Source organism: Caecibacteroides pullorum, from assembly GCF_019239235.1.
GTDB classification, from domain to species: Bacteria; Bacteroidota; Bacteroidia; order Bacteroidales; family Bacteroidaceae; genus Bacteroides; species Bacteroides pullorum.
Genome location: NZ_JAAZTS010000015.1, coordinates 1 through 19,252, shown reverse-complemented (window position 1 = coordinate 19,252; position 19,252 = coordinate 1). Strand labels below are relative to the sequence as shown.

The 19,252-nt window shown below is 49.4% G+C and carries 12 protein-coding genes; 4 read left to right on the top strand and 8 right to left on the bottom strand.

The window, feature by feature from the left end:
• The first annotated feature begins 157 nt into the window (after positions 1–157).
• Positions 158–2,590, top strand: a complete 2,433-nt coding sequence (locus HF894_RS10370) for a glycoside hydrolase family 95 protein (protein WP_204972196.1) — start codon at positions 158–160, stop codon at positions 2,588–2,590.
• 24 nt (positions 2,591–2,614) lie between these two features.
• Entirely contained in the window at positions 2,615–3,226 is a 612-nt protein-coding gene (locus tag HF894_RS10365) for a glycoside hydrolase family protein (RefSeq protein ID WP_204972193.1), read from the top strand.
• Here HF894_RS10365 and HF894_RS10360 read toward each other — a convergent pair.
• The 6 genes from HF894_RS10360 to HF894_RS10335 all read right to left on the bottom strand — a co-directional run bounded on the left by HF894_RS10360 (position 3,150) and on the right by HF894_RS10335 (position 12,280).
• Positions 3,150–4,973: a YgiQ family radical SAM protein gene (locus HF894_RS10360; protein WP_204972191.1), complete on the bottom strand. Its 1,824-nt coding sequence runs from the start codon at positions 4,971–4,973 to the stop codon at positions 3,150–3,152. The two genes, HF894_RS10365 and HF894_RS10360, sit on opposite strands and share 77 nt — an antisense overlap.
• Before the next feature lie 18 nt (positions 4,974–4,991).
• The gene (locus HF894_RS10355) at positions 4,992–5,204 is read right to left on the bottom strand and encodes a sulfurtransferase TusA family protein (protein WP_204972189.1); all 213 of its coding nucleotides are present in this window, start codon (positions 5,202–5,204) and stop codon (positions 4,992–4,994) included.
• 2 nt (positions 5,205–5,206) lie between these two features.
• Complete coding sequence (locus tag HF894_RS10350; protein ID WP_075317765.1) at positions 5,207–5,527, bottom strand: hypothetical protein; 321 nt, start codon at positions 5,525–5,527, stop codon at positions 5,207–5,209.
• A 147-nt stretch (positions 5,528–5,674) separates the two neighbouring features.
• The gene (locus HF894_RS10345) at positions 5,675–8,026 is read right to left on the bottom strand and encodes a beta-galactosidase (protein WP_204972187.1); all 2,352 of its coding nucleotides are present in this window, start codon (positions 8,024–8,026) and stop codon (positions 5,675–5,677) included.
• 19 nt (positions 8,027–8,045) lie between these two features.
• Complete coding sequence (locus HF894_RS10340) at positions 8,046–10,784, bottom strand: sugar-binding domain-containing protein (protein ID WP_246593213.1); 2,739 nt, start codon at positions 10,782–10,784, stop codon at positions 8,046–8,048.
• Positions 10,785–10,924: 140 nt separating this feature from the next.
• Positions 10,925–12,280 (bottom strand): sugar porter family MFS transporter, encoded by a 1,356-nt coding sequence (locus HF894_RS10335; RefSeq protein ID WP_204972182.1) that lies wholly within the window; start codon positions 12,278–12,280, stop codon positions 10,925–10,927.
• A gap of 161 nt (positions 12,281–12,441) precedes the next feature.
• On the opposite strand from HF894_RS10335, the gene HF894_RS10330 reads away from it, so the two are divergent.
• A complete protein-coding gene (locus tag HF894_RS10330; protein WP_204972180.1) occupies positions 12,442–13,326 on the top strand; it encodes an AraC family transcriptional regulator in 885 nt (294 codons plus the stop codon).
• Between the two features lie 102 nt (positions 13,327–13,428).
• On the opposite strand, the gene HF894_RS10325 is transcribed toward HF894_RS10330, so the two are convergent.
• Together HF894_RS10325 and nagA are read right to left on the bottom strand one after the other, a co-directional pair.
• Positions 13,429–15,420, bottom strand: coding sequence for a glucosamine-6-phosphate deaminase (locus HF894_RS10325; RefSeq protein WP_075317762.1), 1,992 nt, complete (start codon positions 15,418–15,420; stop codon positions 13,429–13,431).
• 40 nt (positions 15,421–15,460) lie between these two features.
• The gene (gene nagA, locus HF894_RS10320; RefSeq protein ID WP_021848713.1) at positions 15,461–16,624 is read right to left on the bottom strand and encodes an N-acetylglucosamine-6-phosphate deacetylase; all 1,164 of its coding nucleotides are present in this window, start codon (positions 16,622–16,624) and stop codon (positions 15,461–15,463) included.
• A gap of 316 nt (positions 16,625–16,940) precedes the next feature.
• On the opposite strand from nagA, the gene HF894_RS10315 reads away from it, so the two are divergent.
• Positions 16,941–19,106 carry a glycoside hydrolase family 97 protein gene (locus HF894_RS10315; RefSeq protein ID WP_204972178.1) on the top strand — a complete coding sequence of 722 codons (2,166 nt, stop codon included), beginning with the start codon at positions 16,941–16,943 and terminating at the stop codon, positions 19,104–19,106.
• Positions 19,107–19,252 lie beyond the last annotated feature (146 nt).

Below are 19,252 nucleotides of genomic sequence, written 5' to 3'. Positions count from 1 at the left end.
AGCTCTTCTCTGGCGGGGAGATTTATCGGCCCGATTGTTGGGCGCATCGGCAGATTTTCACTACATTTGTAAGCCGACTTCGGACAAACTTTCCTAGGGTTGGACAAGTGCGGTGTGAGACAACATAAACAGAAAAATTTTTATCTTATCAGAAACGATGAAAAATACACTTTTGAGAAAGTCCGTACAGGCGTTGGCGCTGGCGTGCGGATGTCTGTATGCAGGCGCGGCATCGGCGCAAAACGACAATCTGGTCTTACACTACAACCGACCGGCGGAATACTTCGAGGAGGCGCTGGTGATAGGCAACGGCACGATGGGGGCCATCGTCTATGGCGGCGCACAACGCGACGTGCTCTCGCTGAACGACCTGACCCTCTGGACGGGCGAACCCGACCGCAAGGTGACCACGCCCGACGCCCATCGGTCCATTCCCGTCATCCGCGAGTTGCTGGACAACGAGGACTACCGCGGAGCCGACCGCGAACAGCGCAAGGTGCAGGGACACTATAGCGAGAACTACCAGCCCTTGGGGCAGCTGACCGTTACCTACCTGGACGAGCCGGCCGAGATAACCGCCTACCGCCGCTCGCTGGACATCGGCAACGCCACCGCACGGACGCAGTACCTCCGTGGAGGCAAGGCGCAGGCGTGCGACTACTTTGCTTCGGCGCCCGACTCGGTGATTGTGCTGCGTCTGACGTCGGCAGGTGAGAAGGGCATCAGGGCTCTGCTCTCGTTCAGCTCGCAACTGCCTCATGCCACGTCGGCCGCCGGCAACGAGATGGCCGTCGAAGGTTATGCGGCTTATCATTCCTATCCGTCTTATTACAAAGGCGTCAAGGAAAAGCACCTGTACGACCCCGAACGGGGAACACGTTTCCGCACGCTGGTCAGGGTGCTGACGCAGGGCGGTAGCGTGAAGAGTTTCCCCTCGGGTGAACTGAAGATTGAGGGCGCACGCGAGGCGCTGGTGCTGGTGGCCAACGTGACGAGTTTCAACGGCTTCGACAAGGACCCTGCCCGCGAGGGACGCGACTACCGCGGATTGGTGGAGCGGCGCATGGAGCGCGCGGCGGCCAAGACCTACGACGAGCTGAGGGCGGCGCACGTGGCCGACTACAAGCACTACTTCGACCGCGTGAAGCTGGACCTGGGACAGACGGCACCCGAAATAGCGGCCCTGCCCACCGACGAGCAGCTGAAGCTCTACACGGACAAGCAGCAGGCAAACCCCGCGCTCGAAGCGCTCTACTTCCAGTTCGGACGCTACCTGCTCATCTCGAGCTCGCGCACGCCGGGCGTACCCGCCAACTTGCAGGGCCTGTGGAACGAACGCATCCTGCCGCCCTGGAGCTGCAACTACACCACGAACATCAACCTGGAGGAAAACTATTGGGCGGCGGAGACGGCCAACCTGAGCGAAATGCACCGCCCGCTGATGGACTTCATCGCCAACCTGAGCCGCACGGGCGCAGAGACGGCCAAGGCATACTATGGCGTGGACAAGGGCTGGTGTCTGGGGCATAATTCGGACATCTGGGCCATGACCTGCCCCGTGGGCCTGAACGTGGGCGACCCCTCGTGGGCCTGCTGGGCGATGGGCGGCGCATGGCTCTCTACCCACATCTGGGAGCGCTACCAGTTCACGCGCGACAAGGAGTTCCTCAAGCAATATTACCCTGTCCTGAAGGGGGCGGCAGAGTTCTGCCTCGACTGGCTCGTGGAGAAGGACGGCAAGCTGATGACCTCGCCCGGCACCTCGCCCGAGAACAAGTTCGTGACGCCCGACGGCTATGTGGGCGCCACCTCCTACGGCTGTACATCCGACCTGGCCATGACGCGCGAATGTCTGATGGACGCCGCCAAGGCCGCCGCCACGCTGAAGACCGACAAGGACTTCCAGAAGCAGGTGGAGCGGACGCTGACCCGCCTTTTGCCCTACAGCGTGGGAGCCGACGGCAACCTGCAGGAGTGGTATCACGACTGGAAGGATCAGGATCCGCAACACCGCCATCAGTCGCATCTGTTCGGCCTCTATCCGGGTCATCACCTCTCTGTAGCGGCCACGCCCGACCTGGCCAAGGCATGCGCCCGCACGCTGGAAATCAAGGGTGACAACACGACGGGATGGAGCACGGGTTGGCGCGTCAACCTCTATGCCCGCCTGCACGACGGCAAGAACGCCTACCACATCTATCGCCGCCTGCTCCGCCTGGTGAGCCCCGACGGCTACAAAGGGGAGGACGCCCGACGCGGAGGCGGTACGTATCCCAATCTGCTGGACGCTCATTCGCCTTTCCAGATCGACGGAAACTTTGGCGGTTGTGCCGGCGTCATCGAGATGCTGATGCAATCTACCGAGAGCTCCATCAGCTTGCTGCCCGCCCTGCCCGAAGAGTGGAAGGACGGCCGTGTGGAGGGCATCTGCGCCCGTGGCGGCTTCGTGGTGGACATGACGTGGAAGGACGGTCGCGTGACCGACCTGCGCATTACCGCCCGCGCCGACGGCAAGACACAACTTTGTTTCAACGGACAGAAGAAGCGCATCAGTTTGAAGGCGGGCGAGAGCTGGGAGATGAAGAATTAAGCATTAGTTTTTTAGGTTTTGCGTATGGAAAGGAATGAGTGGAAAGGTTGGCGGACGACGGTTTGCTTGATGCTTGTGTCGTGTGTCGTGGCATTGTCGGCTTCGCACGGAGGTTTCCGCAACGTGACCATCGACAACATCGAGGTGTATGACACCTTCCGCTCGGCCATTGCCATCGAGACGGTGGATGGCGGCGGGTTGGAAAACGTGCGGGTGACACGTGTACAGGCAAGAAATACGGGCAATCCGCTCTTCATCCGCCTTGGGCATAGGGCGGGCGAGAAACCCGGTTACCTGCGCAACATTTACATCGGCCAAATGAAGGTGGAGGTACCTTTCGGACGGCCGGATGAGGATTATGACCTTCGGGGGCCGGCGGTGACTTTCTTCCACAATCCGATACCTTCGTCCGTCACGGGCATCCCTGGCTCGCAGGTGGAGAATGTGGTGATAGAGGATGTGGAGATACGCTATCCGGGCAGGGCAACGAAGGGGATGGCCTACGTGCCCCTGTGGCGGCTCGATGCCGTGCCCGAGGCCGTGGAAGAGTATCCTGAATTTATTTTCTGCCTCCTCTGTTGCCGCCGTACAGCTTGTCTATCAGGTCGGAGCGACCGATGCGGCGCAGCTCGTTGACGATGTTGCGACGCTCCTCGGGCTTGTACCAAAAGAAGAACTGGCGCTGAGCCAGCTTCTCGCGTTGCGTCTTGGCGCTGAACACGGGTTCGAGGGTGTAGGGATGGTAACCTGTGTACCACGCCTCCGTGCTGACGGTCATGGGTGTGGGCGTGAAGTCCTGAACCTGCTCCAGGTGGAAATCGAGCCGCTTGGTGATGACGGCCAGTTCGGCCATGTCTTCCTCATGGCAACCGGGGTGGCTGGAGATGAAGTAGGGGATGAGCTGCTGGCGCAGGCCCTCCTCCTGGTTGATGCGGTCGAAAATCTTTTTGAACGTCTCGAACTGGGCAAATGGCGGCTTGCGCATGACGTTCAACACACGGTCGCTGGTGTGCTCGGGGGCCACCTTGAGGCGTCCGCTGACGTGGCGGGCGATGAGTTCGCGGGTGTATTCGCGGGTGCTTTGGTTCACCTTCGGATCCTTGCTCTCATGAAGCAGGAGGTCGTAGCGCACACCGCTTCCGATGAACGACTTCTTGATACCGGGCAGGGCGTCGACGGCGTGGTAGATGTCGAGCAGAGGGCGGTGGTCGGTGTTCAGGTTGGGGCACACTTTGGGATGGATGCACGAAGGCCGCTTGCACTTGCGGCACAGCTCCTGGTTAGTGCCCTGCATGCGGTACATGTTGGCGCTGGGTCCGCCCAGGTCGCTCAAGTAGCCCTTGAAGTCGGGCAGCTCCATGACGGCCTTCACCTCACGTAGGATGCTCTCCTTGCTTCGGCTCATGATGAACTTTCCCTGATGGGCGGAGATGGTGCAGAAGGCGCATCCGCCGAAGCATCCGCGGTGGATGTTGACAGAGTGCTTGATCATGTCGTAGGCGGGGATGCGCTTGCCCTTGTATTTGGGATGGGGCAGGCGCGTGTAGGGCAGGTCGAACGAATGGTCGAGCTCCTCGGTTGTCAGGGGCGGGTAGGGCGGATTGACTACCACCAATTGCTTGCCTACCTTTTGCAGGATGCGCGCGGCGGCATACTTGTTGCTTTCTTCCTCGATGTGGCGGAAATTGGCGGCCTCCTTCTTCTTGTCCTTCAGGCATTCCTCGTGGGAGTAGAGGGTGATGTCGCCCTCCACAGGGCTGACTTCGCGGGCAAGGTAGGCGGTCTGGGGAACGTCGTCCAGCGGGCGTCCCTCCATCAAGCGGCGGGTCAGTTCGACAATGGGCTTCTCACCCATGCCATAGATGAGCAGGTCGGCTCCGCTATCAACCAGGATGCTGGGGCGCACACGGTCTTGCCAATAGTCGTAGTGCGTCAGGCGTCGCATACTGGCCTCGATGCCTCCCAAGAAGACGGGCACGTCGGGGAAGAGTCGTTTCAGGATTTGCGTATAGACGATGGAGGGGTATTCGGGGCGCATGTCGGGGCGCGCGTCAGGCGTATAGGCATCGTCGCTGCGCAGGCGTTTGTTGGCGGTGTATTTGTTCACCATGGAGTCCATGCAACCGGCCGATACGCCGAAGAACAGGCGCGGACGACCCAACTTCTTGAAGTCTCGCAGGTCGTCGCGCCAGTTGGGTTGGGGGACGATGGCCACACGCAGCCCTTCCGCCTCCAGTATGCGTCCGATGACGGCGGTGCCGAACGAGGGATGATCCACATAGGCATCGCCGCTGAAGATAATCACGTCCAGTTCGTCCCACCCGCGGAGTTCCACTTCTTTTTTGGTCGTGGGCAACCAATCTGTCAGTCTGTATTCTTTCATGGGCACAAAGATACGACCTTATTTTGTAAATTGCACGGTCATCTGCTCGCCGTCGTAGATTTCGCGGAAACCGATGTGCTGTTCGGCCAGGTATTCCTTCAGGTCGTTGAAGGCGGAGGCATTGTCCATGACAATCTCCAGCGTCTCGCCAGAGGGGGCTTCACACAAAGCCTTGATGGCGGGAATGAGCGGGTTGTAGTGCGACGTGCCGCACGTGTTAATGGTTTTCATGTTCATTCTTCTTCCTCTTCTTCTGGACAATGTTCGGGCAGCCATTGCAGGTAGAGCCTGATGAGTTGCTGGAGTCCGAAAGCCTTCATGTTGTTGTGGTAGATGACGTCGATGCAGAGGTCCAGCAGGTCTTTGCTGTCTTCTACTTGTGCGGCAATCAGTGAACGGATGTTCAGCTTCAGCTTGTCGAGCACCGTTTCGTCCACGATGCCGTTGCTGTCTATCAGATGCTGGAACAGTCCGTATTTCTGGATGGTGGCGAGGTGTTCGTCCGACACTTCGATGCTGCGTGTGCCGCTTGTATTGGCTTGTATGGTGTACATGTCTTTTTAAGTTTAAAGGTTGATAATTTATACTTCGATTGCAGCAAAGATAGTGTTTTCGTGATATATTCTGCTATATGGGGACGATTTTCTTACAAAAAAAGAATGCTGCTTACTGTTGGAGACAGGGAGCAGCATTACTCGTTTTTAGTATCTGATACGGACTTTATATTCTGGTATAATTTCTATTCGGTCGATGTGGAGTAATTTGTTTTGCTGGCTGAAATCGGGTCGGGCCGATGGCGGCAAGTCGTTGAGGAACGATGCGTTCTTCGACAAGGGGCGGAAGTAGAAGTTTATTTCTCCGGTTGCTTGCAAGGGTTGACTGAACCGCTTTAGCCCGATGAGCCATGGTGCTCCATGATAGAACTGGTCGAGTACCATTGTGCCATTGATGAACGCCATGGCTACGTCGGCCACGTAGTTGATTTTCAGAAAGTATTCATTGACTTGAGGCTTTTCGGGCTGTTGGATACGTACGGCCAGTCTCCGTCCGCCTATGGCGCGGCTTTTTGCCGGCACGTTGACGCTGTCCACTTCGACATGTTGTGGTTTCCATCCGTCGTGCGAAGGATAGAGTATATAGTCCATCTTGTTCTTGCCCAGGCTCAACAGGGTAAAGCCGTCAGCATGGGGTAGAACTGTTGCTTGTGTGATGAGGATGCGGCCGTTGAGAAGTGACGTGTGCATGGCCTGCTGGCGGGTCAGGGTGGTGATATAGACTTTCTTGCCCGAACGGGTAGTGATGTGGAAGGTGCTTTGGGTGCCTGGCTGGGGGCGATAGCGGTTACGTCCTGATTTTAGTGTAGACGGGTCGAAGTAGTATTCGGGAGCGATACCTTCGGGGGCAAAGAAGATATAGTGTGGGTGCCCCTTGTCTTCGATCAGTGTCAGTGGTTGGGCCGTTGCATATTTCAGCAGGGCGTCTTCGATGGCAAAGTTGAACGGCAGGATGGCGCTGACGTCTTTCTTTAATGTGAAAGTACCTTGGGCGGGAATGCGCAGCACTTCGTCGTTCAGGTTCAGTTGCAGTTGCAGACCTTCCTGGTCGATGCGGGCGGTGTCGTGATCCTGGAAATTGGTCATGAAGACAAATCCTGCTCCTTCTTTCATACGGGCGGCAAATCGTAATGTCTCGCGGTCGTCAGGGGTGATGCGCTCGTAGCCTTCGGGCAGAACGGTTTCCATGGGGGCCAGACGGCTGCCGAATGCGTTGACAAAGAGATGGAGCAGACGAAGGTAGCGATAGGAATCGCGTACTTGGCCAGACTCGCCTACAGGTGCTTGGAAATCGTAAGAAATCTTGGGACAGCCGGGCTCTTCGCTGAAGAAGCCTACACCTCCTTGTTGCTTGGGAGTCATTCCGCCGTGATACATGTAGTAACCGATGCCATTGGCTCCACTGCCCAAGGTGCGTACCATCAAAGCTTCGGCGGCCGCATCTTTGACGATGCAACGGCGTGGATAAGTCATCTGGATGCCTACACCCATTTCGGCGCAGAACGACGGATATTTTTCGCCATCGTAGCGTACGGGGGAGTAGTCGGGGTTACGCTGGATATCCTTGAACAGGCAGAAGGGCGATTTGCGGTCGGCAGGCGTCCAGGTCGGATAAGTATAGGCAGCGGTTACAGGGATTGCTTCGTTGCCGATGACGGCTGCCATCCCCCATCCGGTAGCAGTGTAGAGCGGTGTGAGGATACCTGATTCTTCGGCTATGCGTTTCAGGGTTTTCATGTGACGGTTGCCTTGCTCTTCACGGCTGATCTGCTGGGTTTGTACACCTACACCAGGCAAGACCGTCGAAGCATCATAAGATGCAGCAGTGCGGTCGACAGGTTCGTCTTGATAGAAGATGGCCCATGGTGCGGCCGAATGTTGCAGTTCGTTCTCTATTTGGGTACCGATGATGGGGCCTCCATCTTTATAATACAAACCTTTGAGTTGGGTTGCAATTTCCTTGTAGAGACGTGTAACGTATTTCAGGTAGTTGGGATCGTCGGTGCGCACTTCGACGGGGCGTGCAAACAGCCAGTCGGGCAATCCGCCGTTGCGTATCTCGCCATGACAGAATGGACCGATGCGTACCAAGACCTTCATACCATGTTTTTGGCAGAGTTGCACGAAAGCCCGCACGTCACGGTTGTCACTCCAATCGAAGATACCTTCACGTTCTTCATGGATATTCCAGAAAATGTAGGTGGGGATGACGGTCAGACCACCGGCCTTCATTTTCAGTATGGCTTCTTCCCATTGCTCACGTGGATAACGGCAATAGTGGAATTCACCCATGACAGGAATAGTGGGGATACCGTTTTGTGACATGTAATAGCTGTTCACTTCGATACGTCCGCCATCGGGCGAAGTTCCACCCAATTTCAAATGGCCAGTATAGATAGTTTTCTCTTGCGCAGGGGCATTTAAATTGTATATATGCTGGGCAGCAGCACCTGTACACAATAGGCACAAGGCTGCTACCATTGAAAGGTGATTCTTCATATGAATGGAGCTTTGTCTTTTATCGTTGGGTTAGTTGATGAATGGATGCTGGTTGCAAAGATACTGAGGGTTGGAAATCCTCGCTCAGCATGTATTGTTTCAGACTGTAGAGCAATTGGCGTGCGGCGGGGCGCTTGTCCATGTTTTGATGGAAATCAATACCCGATACGAGTAGTTTGCCGTTGCCCACTTTTACTTCGAAAAGCAGACCTAGCGAACGGTTGGTCACCCAGTCGTCAATGACACGTACCAGCGGATGGATGTCTTTCGACAGTTTGCTTAGGTAGATGGCGCCCGAATGGCTCATAGCATCCCACCATTGGTAATTGCTATAATATTCGGTAGGAAAATATTTGAGAGCAGGATGTGACGGGTTGCATAAGATACCTAACGTATGGGGAGCTTGTCCGTTGGTCCATGCCGTATTCCAAAAGATGCTGGAGAATCCGACAGCTACATCACCCCCCATTTCTTTGCTAAGGCTTCCTTTCTTCAGTGAAAGCAATACTTTTCCGCCGTTTTGGAGACATTCCAGTGTCTTTTGATCCAAAGTATCGGTTAGGAGCAGGGAATCATCCCATACTTGTTTTTGGGATGGGTAGACCCAAAAATCCCAGTCATTACTGCGTCCGTCAACAGTGACCTCCAATTTCAGTTGGCAGGCTTTGTGAATGGAAGCCAAGTCAAAGGTGATATGGCCTAAAGGTTGGCAATTACCCAAATCCAACTGTTCAATATTGAAAGAACCTTGAGCAAGTGTCTTGCCAGAAACATTGCGAATGGTCCATATTGCTTGCGGGTGTTGTAGTGGGCGGTAGAAATTGGCTACTTCAATAGTTGCATCGAAGTTTTCATCATTTTCGAGTACTAACTTGGGTATGCGTGCTAGTGGCACAAGGCTGTTGCAGAAACGGCTGTATTCCTTAGCGGTGACATAACCTTTTTCTTCCCAAAAGACATCAAGGCTACCAACGAGTGCTGTACCTTGTCCAGGGAAGTCGTTCAATCCAAGTAACTGAAAACCTCCAAAGCCTGGAGTTCGCAATGCGGCTTCGATGTCTGCTTTATAACAGAGTGTCTGTAGCTTGCCTGATGCCAGGAGGAAGCTGTCGGCCAGTTGGATGAGGCCGTTTTCTTTGAGCCTTTCTTGGAATATTTCGAAGTTACGCGCCTTGTAGACACCTGTGTATTTTTGCATTTCGTGGAAGTTGGGATATGCACACCATTGACCTATTTCGTGGCTGACGAATGGTTGATGGAATTTGTTTGTATAGCCGCTCCAGTCATAAGTAGTGGAAGGTGGCTGGGCATTGATGATGCTGGTGACTCCGGCTCCCCATTGCTGTATACGTGGATTGGAATCACTTAGGAAATCATTGACAGGCAGGTTGGGCCAGCCTGCGGCTGAAGTATAAAGGCGACGTGAATCGTTTTCTTTCCAGTAGCTGACAAATTGGGCCAGGTAATCATTGGAATGCTTGCCGGTAGGTTCGTTACCGTAGGCCATCATGCAGAAAGAAGGATGATTGCCATAGGCATTGACGATGCGTTCAGCCTCCTGACGGATGAAATCATCGATAGGTTTCCCGTCACCGATAGCTGATGACTGGTTGGCCCATGAAGAACATTCAATCATGTAATATATTCCTAGTTCGTCAGCAGCTTGGAAGGCAGCTTCGGGTGGGCACCATGAATGGAAGCGGATGTGGTTGATACCATATTGTTTGCAAATGCGGAGTTCGCGCAACCATTCTTCCTTGTCGGTAGCAGGGTAGCCAGTCAGAGGAAAAGAAGCACAATGCAGCGTACCACGAAGGAAAACAGGGTGTCCGTTGAGGGTTAATTGACCGTTTTGAATGCTCCATGTACGACAGCCAAAAGTGATTTCACGGTGGTCCAGTTGTTCTTTCCCTTTTTGGAGTGTACAGGTTAGTGTGTACAGATTTGGATTAAATTCATCCCAAACTTTGATATCTTTTGGCATGGGAAGATTGATTTCCAGCTTATTGTCACCAGGTTGAATGGTGTAACTTCTGGTGGTTTCCGTATCTTTCAGACGGAAAATCAAATCGATCTTTTGTCGTTTGGAAGTCGTATTACAGATATTGGCCTTTATCGTTAGATCGCCTTTTTCAGCTTGTGGGAAAACGTGAAGTTGCTTGTAATAAGAATTACCTTTGGCTTCCAGATACATGGAACCTGCTATGCCGTTCCAGTTCCCTTGTGTATGGTCGGAAATGGAGTGAGAGTTTTCACCTGGATCGATGTCACGTACGGCGTTGTCAACACGTACGGAGAGGGTATGTTTACCAGGAGTGAGGTAGTTGGTCAGGTCGTATTGTTGAGGAGCGCTTAACGCATTCTGCATCCCTACTTCCTTACCATCGATCCATATACGACTTTCCCAATGGCAGCGTTCGAAGAATAGATGGATACTCTTCTTTTTCCACGACTTGGGGATTTCAATGTCACGCTGATACCAAGCTACTCCAGCATAATAGTTGTCGGGTTGTAGCCAATAGGGTATCTTGAAGTTGTCAGGTGTGCGATAACGAGCATAACGGTCCTGTTTGAAAAAAGTTTGGTCATTGAAACTACCTACCCAGGGGGTAGCCAGGTTGACAGGATCACCTTTACCATTGGTGATCATTGAACCTGGAAGTTGAACCTGGTCGTTTAGTGTCTGAAGATACCATTGGGCAGAGATGCCTTCATTGTTACGATCGACAGCAAAACGCCAGGTTCCAGAGAGATCCATTACTTGAGCATGCGCTGACAAGTAGAATGACAAACATAGTAATTGTAATAAAAAAAAGTGTGTTTTCATGGTGGTTTGAGTGTGTTATAGTTTGTATTGTTATAGGGTCTAGTAAAGACCGTTATGTTGTTTTTAGTATATTAGCCGACCATTTCTTTTTCCAGTTGCTCCAGCGATTTACCTTTTGTTTCAGGCAAGCGGAAAGAGAAAAATATAAATCCTGCAGCGCAGATGGCTGTATATATCCAGAAAGTGCCGGCTGTTCCCAATGCTTTGTTCAAGAAAGGGAATGTGTAGGTCAGTATAAAGCTGGCAATCCACAAGGCGAACGTTCCTGTAGCTACAGCTATTCCTCTTACTTTATTGGGGAAAATCTCCGATAATAATACCCAAGTGACAGGTCCTAAGGACATGGCATAGCAGGCAATGGCAGCTACAACCAGGATGACCATGAAAATGCCGCTTACTTCGAAATAGTAGCAAGTGCCGAGTATGAGGTAAATTCCTGCCAAACCACCTGCGCCAAGCAACATCAATGCACGGCGTCCCAGACGGTCAACGGTATAGATGGCTACAAAGGTAAATATCAGGTTGGCAATACCCGTAACAACGATGTTGATAAATGTATTGTCTACGTCGTAGCCAGCCGACTGGAAAACTTCTTGTGCGTAGTTGAATATGACATTGGTTCCACACCATTGCTGGAACATGGCTACGATAATGCCTAACAAAAGAACCCGGCGATATGGTTTGCTGAAAAGCAGAGACAGGCCGCCTTGATTTTGCTTATGTTGCATATCTGTTTGTAAGGCTGTTAGTTCGCTTTGCGCATAGTTCGCACCTCCAATACGGGTCAGTGTGGCTACGGCTCGTTCCCGTTGCCCTGTTATGGCTAGCCAGCGTGGACTTTCAGGTATGAATGCGGCAAGTACTAAAAAGGCTAGTGCAGGGAATGCTGCTGACCAAAACATCCAGCGCCAAGCCATTTCAATATTCCAAGCTATGTCGTCACTGACCAGTAGCCAGTTGACAATTTGTGCTGCCAGGATGCCGATGACAATGGTGAGTTGGTTGAGTGAAACCAGTTTGCCACGGATGTGGGTAGGCGCTACCTCGGCGATATACATAGGGGAGAGCCCTGAAGCAATACCGATAGCGATACCTCCACAGAAACGTGCCAACAGAAAATAGTGGAAATTGCTGAATGCTCCTGTTCCATATGCTGTTAATACAAAAATAAGAGCAGAAAGCAGTAACAGAGGCTTTCGGCCAAGTTTGTCAGCCAACATTCCTGAAGTTAATGCGCCAATGAGGCATCCTGCCAAGGCTATACTCATCGCAAGTCCCTGCATTGATGGATTGTCGACTATGTTGAAGAATTGTTCGTAAAAAATCTTAGCGCCTCCGATTACAACCCAGTCGTAACCAAATAGCAATCCGCCCATAGCTGATACAAGGCAGATAAAGTAGATGAATCCTTTGTTGTACGTTTTCATGTGATCAGATGGAAAATATGTTTTTCGTTTGCAAAATTAGTAACTATCAGCAGACTGAAAAATAGAAAGTTTTATACTTTATATGGACAATCTTACTTTTTTGCTTGAATTTCCCATTTTCATTGTGTATGTTTGTTGCTGGGATTTTGAACAGATGGTATATGATAGAGCTGAAAGATGGATTTCAGGGGGAGCAGATATTGGTACTTCCCAAATTGATAGTAGATGCGATGGAGGCAGACCCTTTGTTGTCTAGGTTGCATATAACGGATATCGGCTATTTTCCGAAGGCTTTGCATCATCGCAGGGAGCGAAAGGTTCCTATTAATCAATTTGTATTTATATATTGTATAGATGGTGATGGTTGGTACCGTGTGGGAGAACATACTTATACAGTTACGGCTAATCAATATTTCATTCTTCCTGCTGGAGTTCCACATGCATACGGAACCAGTGAAACAACTCCATGGACAATTTATTGGATACATTTTAAAGGTGAGATGGCTCCTTATTATGCCAAGGATATTGTCTATCCTATGGATCTTTGTCCGAGTGACAGCTCGCGTATCAGTGATCGTATCGGATTGTTTGAGGAAATGTTTATGATATTAAAATCGGGATATAGCAGTGAAAACCTGTTATATGTTTCTTCTCTTTTCCATTATTTCCTGGGTTCGTTGCGTTGTGTTCAGCAATATCGGAATGCCAGTAATCGAACAACTGAATCGGATACGGTAGAGCGTGCTATTCATTATATGAAAGAGAATATGGAAAAGCATGTGTCTTTACAAGATCTTGCTGCGCTTACAGGTTATTCACCTTCGTATTTTTCAGCTATGTTCAGGCAGAAGACAGGACATAGTCCGTCGGCCTATTCCAATCTGTTGAAAATACAGTATGCTTGTTCTTTGTTGGATACGACAGATATGAAGATTAATCAGATTTGCTATAAGGTTGGCATTGGGGATATGTTTTATTTTTCGCGTCTTTTCAGTAAAATTATGGGTATGTCTCCCAAAGAATACAGGAGGTCAAAAAAGGGATAATAAGTATAGAAATATTGGTTGACAATAGCAAACAGGAGAATGAAAGCAAGAGTATAAATCTCTTTTCTCATTCTCCTGTTTTTATTTTTATTCTACTTGTTTTTATAGTGGAATGTATTCTACGAAAGCTTCCATAGCTTCATAGCTGGCAAGTCCCAGACTGTTATACAAATTAGCGGTACCGCGATTGCGATCCTCGCTTCGTTGCCAGAAGAGGCGTTCGTCATTGCCGAGGAATGGAGCGCTTTCCATCTGGCTTTGGTGTTTCAGGATAGAATTGCGTTTGGCACGTAGTTCTTCTGGACTGATAGGAACAGCCATTTCGATGTTTTCAATTTCCCATTCTGCCCAAGCACCACGATACATCCATATGCGGCAATCTTTTAACCATTCAGCACCTTCTTCCTTTTCCAAGTCGATAGCAGCGAATACAGCGTCTGTGCAAACACGATGTGTGCCATGGGGGTCTGCTAAATCGCCAGCCACAAAGACCTGGTGAGGTTTTACTTCGCGCAACAGATTGCGGACTATTTCAATATCAGCTTCGCTAATTGGATTTTTTTGAATCTTGCCTGTTTCATAGAAAGGCAGGTCAAGGAAATGACAGTGATCCAACGGAATATTGTTGTACGTACAAGCTGTACGTGCTTCGCCGCGGCGGATAAGTCCTTTAATGGTGAGAATATCGCGTGTATCCATGTCACCATCTTTCTTTTCGCGAAGGAATTTGCGAATTTCTGCATATTTTTCATTGATGACCTGATCTGCACTGTCATTAAATAGTTGATTGAAACCATTGATAAAATGCAAGAAACGGATCACTTCTTCGTCACCAACAGCAATATTACCGCTTGTTTCGTAGGCTACATGAACGTCGTGTCCTTGTTCTACCAGACGGCGCAACGTGCCACCCATAGAGATAACATCGTCGTCAGGATGGGGTGAGAAGATAATGACACGCTTGGGGTAGGGAAGGGCACGTTCGGGGCGATAGGTATCGTCTGCGTTCGGCTTTCCGCCTGGCCATCCTGTGATGGTATGTTGCAGGTCATTGAATATTTTTATATTCACATTATAGGCTGAACCATAAAGGGCCAACAATTCGCTTAAGCCATTTTCATTGTAGTCCTTGTTTGTCAGTTTCAGGATAGGTTTACCTGTCAGCTGGCACAACCATACGATGGCACTGCGGATGAGCTTGTCGTTCCATTCGCAGGAGGTTACCAGCCAAGGACGTTGGATACGTGTCAGGTTCGAAGCAGCTGATAAGTCTGTTACAATATGGGCATTGTTGTGAGTTTGCAGGTAAGAGGCCGGAATTGTATCCGTAATAGGGCCTTCTACGCATTCTTTCACCATCTTGGCCTTTTCTTCACCCCAGGCAATGAGGTAGACTTTCTTGGCTGCTAATATAGTAGATACCCCCATTGTAATAGAACTTACAGGAGTACTGTCTATATTGCCAAACATCTTGGCTGCATCGTTACGTGATGCATTGTCAAGCAGAATTAATCGTGTGGTAGAGTTCAGGCGGGAGCCTGGTTCGTTGAATCCAATGTTACCTACACGTCCAATACCCAGTAAGGCAATATCCAAGCCTCCGAAACTTTCGATACGTTGCTCGTAAAGGCGGCAGTATTCGAAAATAGTATCTTTGGCTATTGAACCATCAGGGCTGAAAATGTTCTGTTTGTCAATATCTACATGATCGAGCAGCATTTCTTTTAATGCATTGAGATTGCTGTTGATTGCATCGGGTGCAAGTGGATAGTATTCGTAGAGGTTGAATACAATAACGTTGCGGAAACTCAGCCCTTCTTCTTTGTGCATACGCACTAAAGCTGCGTATACATTGCGTGGAGAGTTACCTCCAGCTAAAGCCAGTACACAGAAACGTCCAGCTTTTTGCTTATCACGTATCACTTGGGCGATGTCGCGGGCTATTTGGTCGACGCCTTCATCCACTGTTTCGTAGATGTCAGTAGGAATCTTTTCCAACCGAGTCAGAACAGAGCGTTCAAAGGCATTTTCCGGACGGTAGTACCTCGTCGATACTCTGTTCAAGGTGATTTGCGAGCTAAGATTTGTCTTCATAAATTGATTGTATTAAAGTAATTGGATTGCAGTGGGGATATTATATGGTATATGTATCCGGTACAAGTTTTCCCATTGCCCATACGGCGCGTACGTTCAGGTTGTCATCCATGACGATAATGTCTGCGTCTTTTCCTCGTTGCAATGATCCCTTGCGATCGTATACACCCATGATTTTTGCAGGAGTTTCAGATACCATACGGACAGCATCGGCCAATGGAATATCGGCTTTCTGTACGACGGTTCTGATCAGTCGGTCCATTGTGGCTATACTTCCTGCCAAAGCTGAACGGTCGGCTAACTTGCAGACACCGTCTTCGATGATGACGCGTGGATCGAAAGCTTCTTTGCTGTCACTGGCGGCACAAGCCAAGGCGTCTGTGATCAGGCAAGTACGTTCTACACCTTTTATTCTATATACCAATCGCAAGATTGTTGGCGGTACATGAATACCATCGGCAACGACTTCTACTGTCATGTCGTCCAGCAGATAGATGCTTTCTACAGTACCTTCATATTTATATTCGCGGCGTTTATGGAAGCCAGGCATGGCATTATAGAAGTGTGTTGCATGGGTATATCCTGCCTCATGTGCAGCTTGAATATCTTCGAATTCAGCTTGTGTATGGCCTACGGCTGCCAAAATACCTTTGCCGGAGATGTATTTGCCGAATTGGATAGCACCTGGAAGTTCAGGAGCTGCATCCCAACGTTTGATACATGACCAGCGTTCTACCAGAGGAATATATTCGTTGGGATCTGGGTTTTTGATATTCTCGGGTATTTGTCCGCCAGCCATTGCCATATTGAAGTAATGTCCTTCAAGATGGAGACCTAAAATAGGGCTGTCGGGTTCTGCCATCAGTTTCGTACAGGTTTCGGCTGCCTGTTCTATCATGGGAACTGTAGACGATGACATTGTCGGGAATATGCTGGTTGTACCATATTTCATATGCGTCTGTACTGCTTGGCGGAAAGCGTCTTCGGTACATTCCATAAAATCACGTCCACCACCACCGTGGGCATGAATTTCGATACCACCGGGCAGTACATACATGCCTTTGACATCGATGAGTGTAGCACCGATAACGGCCAAGTCACAGTTGGTTACTTCCAATATTTTTCCGTCTCTTATCAGAACGGAACCATCTTTCAACCACCCTTGTGGAGTAAGGATGCGGGCATTGATGAGTTGAGTCAGCATAGGATTTAGGGGTTAGATTATTGTTTCTTAATTGTTTTCATTGGATTTTATTTTCCAGTTACAAAAGTAGCGACTTTCTGTTAAATATGCACTACTCATTGGAGGTATTTGTCTTAAATACTCTAAAAAACAGTACTTGTATATAAAAAAGCAGGAAGAATATACTGGCTGATTTGGTTTATTTACTGTTGGTAGTGTTAAGTAAAGTTTAATGGCATGCAAACGTTTGCTGTCCCTTTATTCTTCTTTGTGTCAGAATTGGATAACCGCTTATTGTACTTTTGCTTATCTTTGTCTGCAAAGAATAATATTACACATGAGAAACATGAAAACATTCACTTCTAGAATCTTATTTTTGTTATCATTCCTTTGCATAGCTGGTATGGCTGTTGCCGAGGAACTTACTTCTCCTAATGGGTTACTTAGACTGGTATTTACAGTAAACGGGCAGGGAGAGCCTGTCTATGAATTGTATTATAAAGAAAAGGTGGTTATTAAACCTTCCAAGTTAGGATTGGAACTGAAGGATGATCCAGGCCTGATGGCTGGATTTACTTTAGGTGAGGTGAAAAATTCTACGTTTGATGAAACCTGGCAGCCTGTGTGGGGTGAGGAAAAAGAAATACGTAACCATTATAATGAAATGGCGGTAACGTTGAACCAGAAAGCGCAAGAGCGTAACATAGTTATCCGTTTCCGCCTCTTCGATGACGGTTTGGGCTTCCGTTATGAATTCCCTTTGCAGAAGAATCTCAATTATTTCGTTATCAAAGAGGAGCATACTCAGTTTGCTATGGCTGGTGACCATACGGCTTTCTGGATTCCTGGCGACTATGATACGCAAGAATATGATTATACTGAATCAAAACTGACAGAGATACGTGGCCTGATGGAAGGCGCCATTACGCCCAATTCTTCGCAGACTCCATTTTCACCCACAGGTGTGCAGACGGCTTTGCAGATGAAAACGGCAGACGGCCTTTACATCAATCTGCATGAAGCTGCTCTTGTGGATTATTCGTGCATGCATCTCAATCTGGATGATAAGAATCTTGTGTTCGAATCTTGGCTGACTCCTGATGCGCAAGGCAATAAAGGATACTTACAGGCTCCTTGTACTTCACCTTGGCGTACGGTTATCGTGAGTGACGATGCACGTGATATTTTAGCCTCACGTATCACGCTGAACCTGAACGAGCCTTGTGCTTATGAAGATGTATCGTGGATTAAACCTGTTAAATATGTGGGCGTTTGGTGGGAGATGATTGCAGGTAAGAGTACCTGGGCTTATACAGACGATCTGCCTTCTGTGAAGCTGGGTCAGACAGACTATTCGACGCTGAAGCCTAACGGACGTCATGGTGCTACCAATGAGAATGTGAAGAAATACATTGATTTCGCAGCTGAGCATGGACTTGATCAGGTACTTGTCGAAGGTTGGAATGAAGGTTGGGAAGACTGGTTCGGCAAATCTAAGGATTATGTCTTTGATTTTGTGACTCCATATCCTGATTTTGATGTGAAGATGCTGAACGACTATGCTCATAGCAAGGGAGTGAAATTGATGATGCATCACGAAACTTCTGCTTCGGTACGTAACTACGAACGCCATTTGGATAAGGCCTATCTGTTTATGGTAGACCATGGATATAACGCAGTGAAAAGTGGATATGTAGGCAATATTATTCCTCGAGGCGAGCATCATTATGGTCAATGGATGAATAATCACTATTTGTATGCAGTAAAGAAAGCTGCTGAATACAAAATTATGGTCAATGGCCATGAGGCTGTTCGCCCTACAGGTCTGTGTCGTACGTATCCCAATCTGATTGGCAATGAATCAGCTCGTGGTACAGAGTACGAAGCCTTTGGCGGAAGCAAGCCTTTCCATACGACGCTTTTACCGTTCAATCGTCTTATTGGAGGCCCAATGGATTATACGCCGGGTATTTTTGATACTAAACTTGATTTTATGGGTGACCTGCCGCACGGACAAGTACAGACGACCCTTTGCAAACAGCTTGCTCTCTACGTTACTCTTTATAGCCCCTTGCAGATGGCTGCTGATTTGGTGGACAACTACGAGAAACATATGGATGCTTTCCAGTTTATCAAGGACGTAGCTGTCGATTGGGATGAAAGCAAGTATATCGAAGCCGAGCCAGGTGATTACATCACTATAGCCCGTAAGGCAAAAAACAGTGGTAATTGGTTTGTTGGTGGTATCACCGATGAAAATGCACGTACGGCTGAATTCAAACTTGATTTTCTTGATGCAGACAAGAAATATGTCGCTACTCTCTATGCTGATGGAAAAGACGCCGACTACAAGGACAATCCTACTGCTTATCAGATAAAGAAAGGTATTGTGACTTCTAAAACTAAGATTTCTGTCAAAGAAGCTCGCAGTGGTGGTTTCGCTCTCAGCCTGATGGAGGCAACGGGCGATGACCTGAAGTCTGTAAAAAAGTGGAGAAACTGAGAAGGGGTAAAAAGATAGGTCAATAGGTATTGGTTGGATGAAGGTGTGTCAAAAAGCACACCTTCTTTGTTTAGCACAAAGCCCCGACTTTCACAAGCTGGGGCTTTGTTATTACCTAAAGATTTTGTATCTTTAAGCCTAAAGAT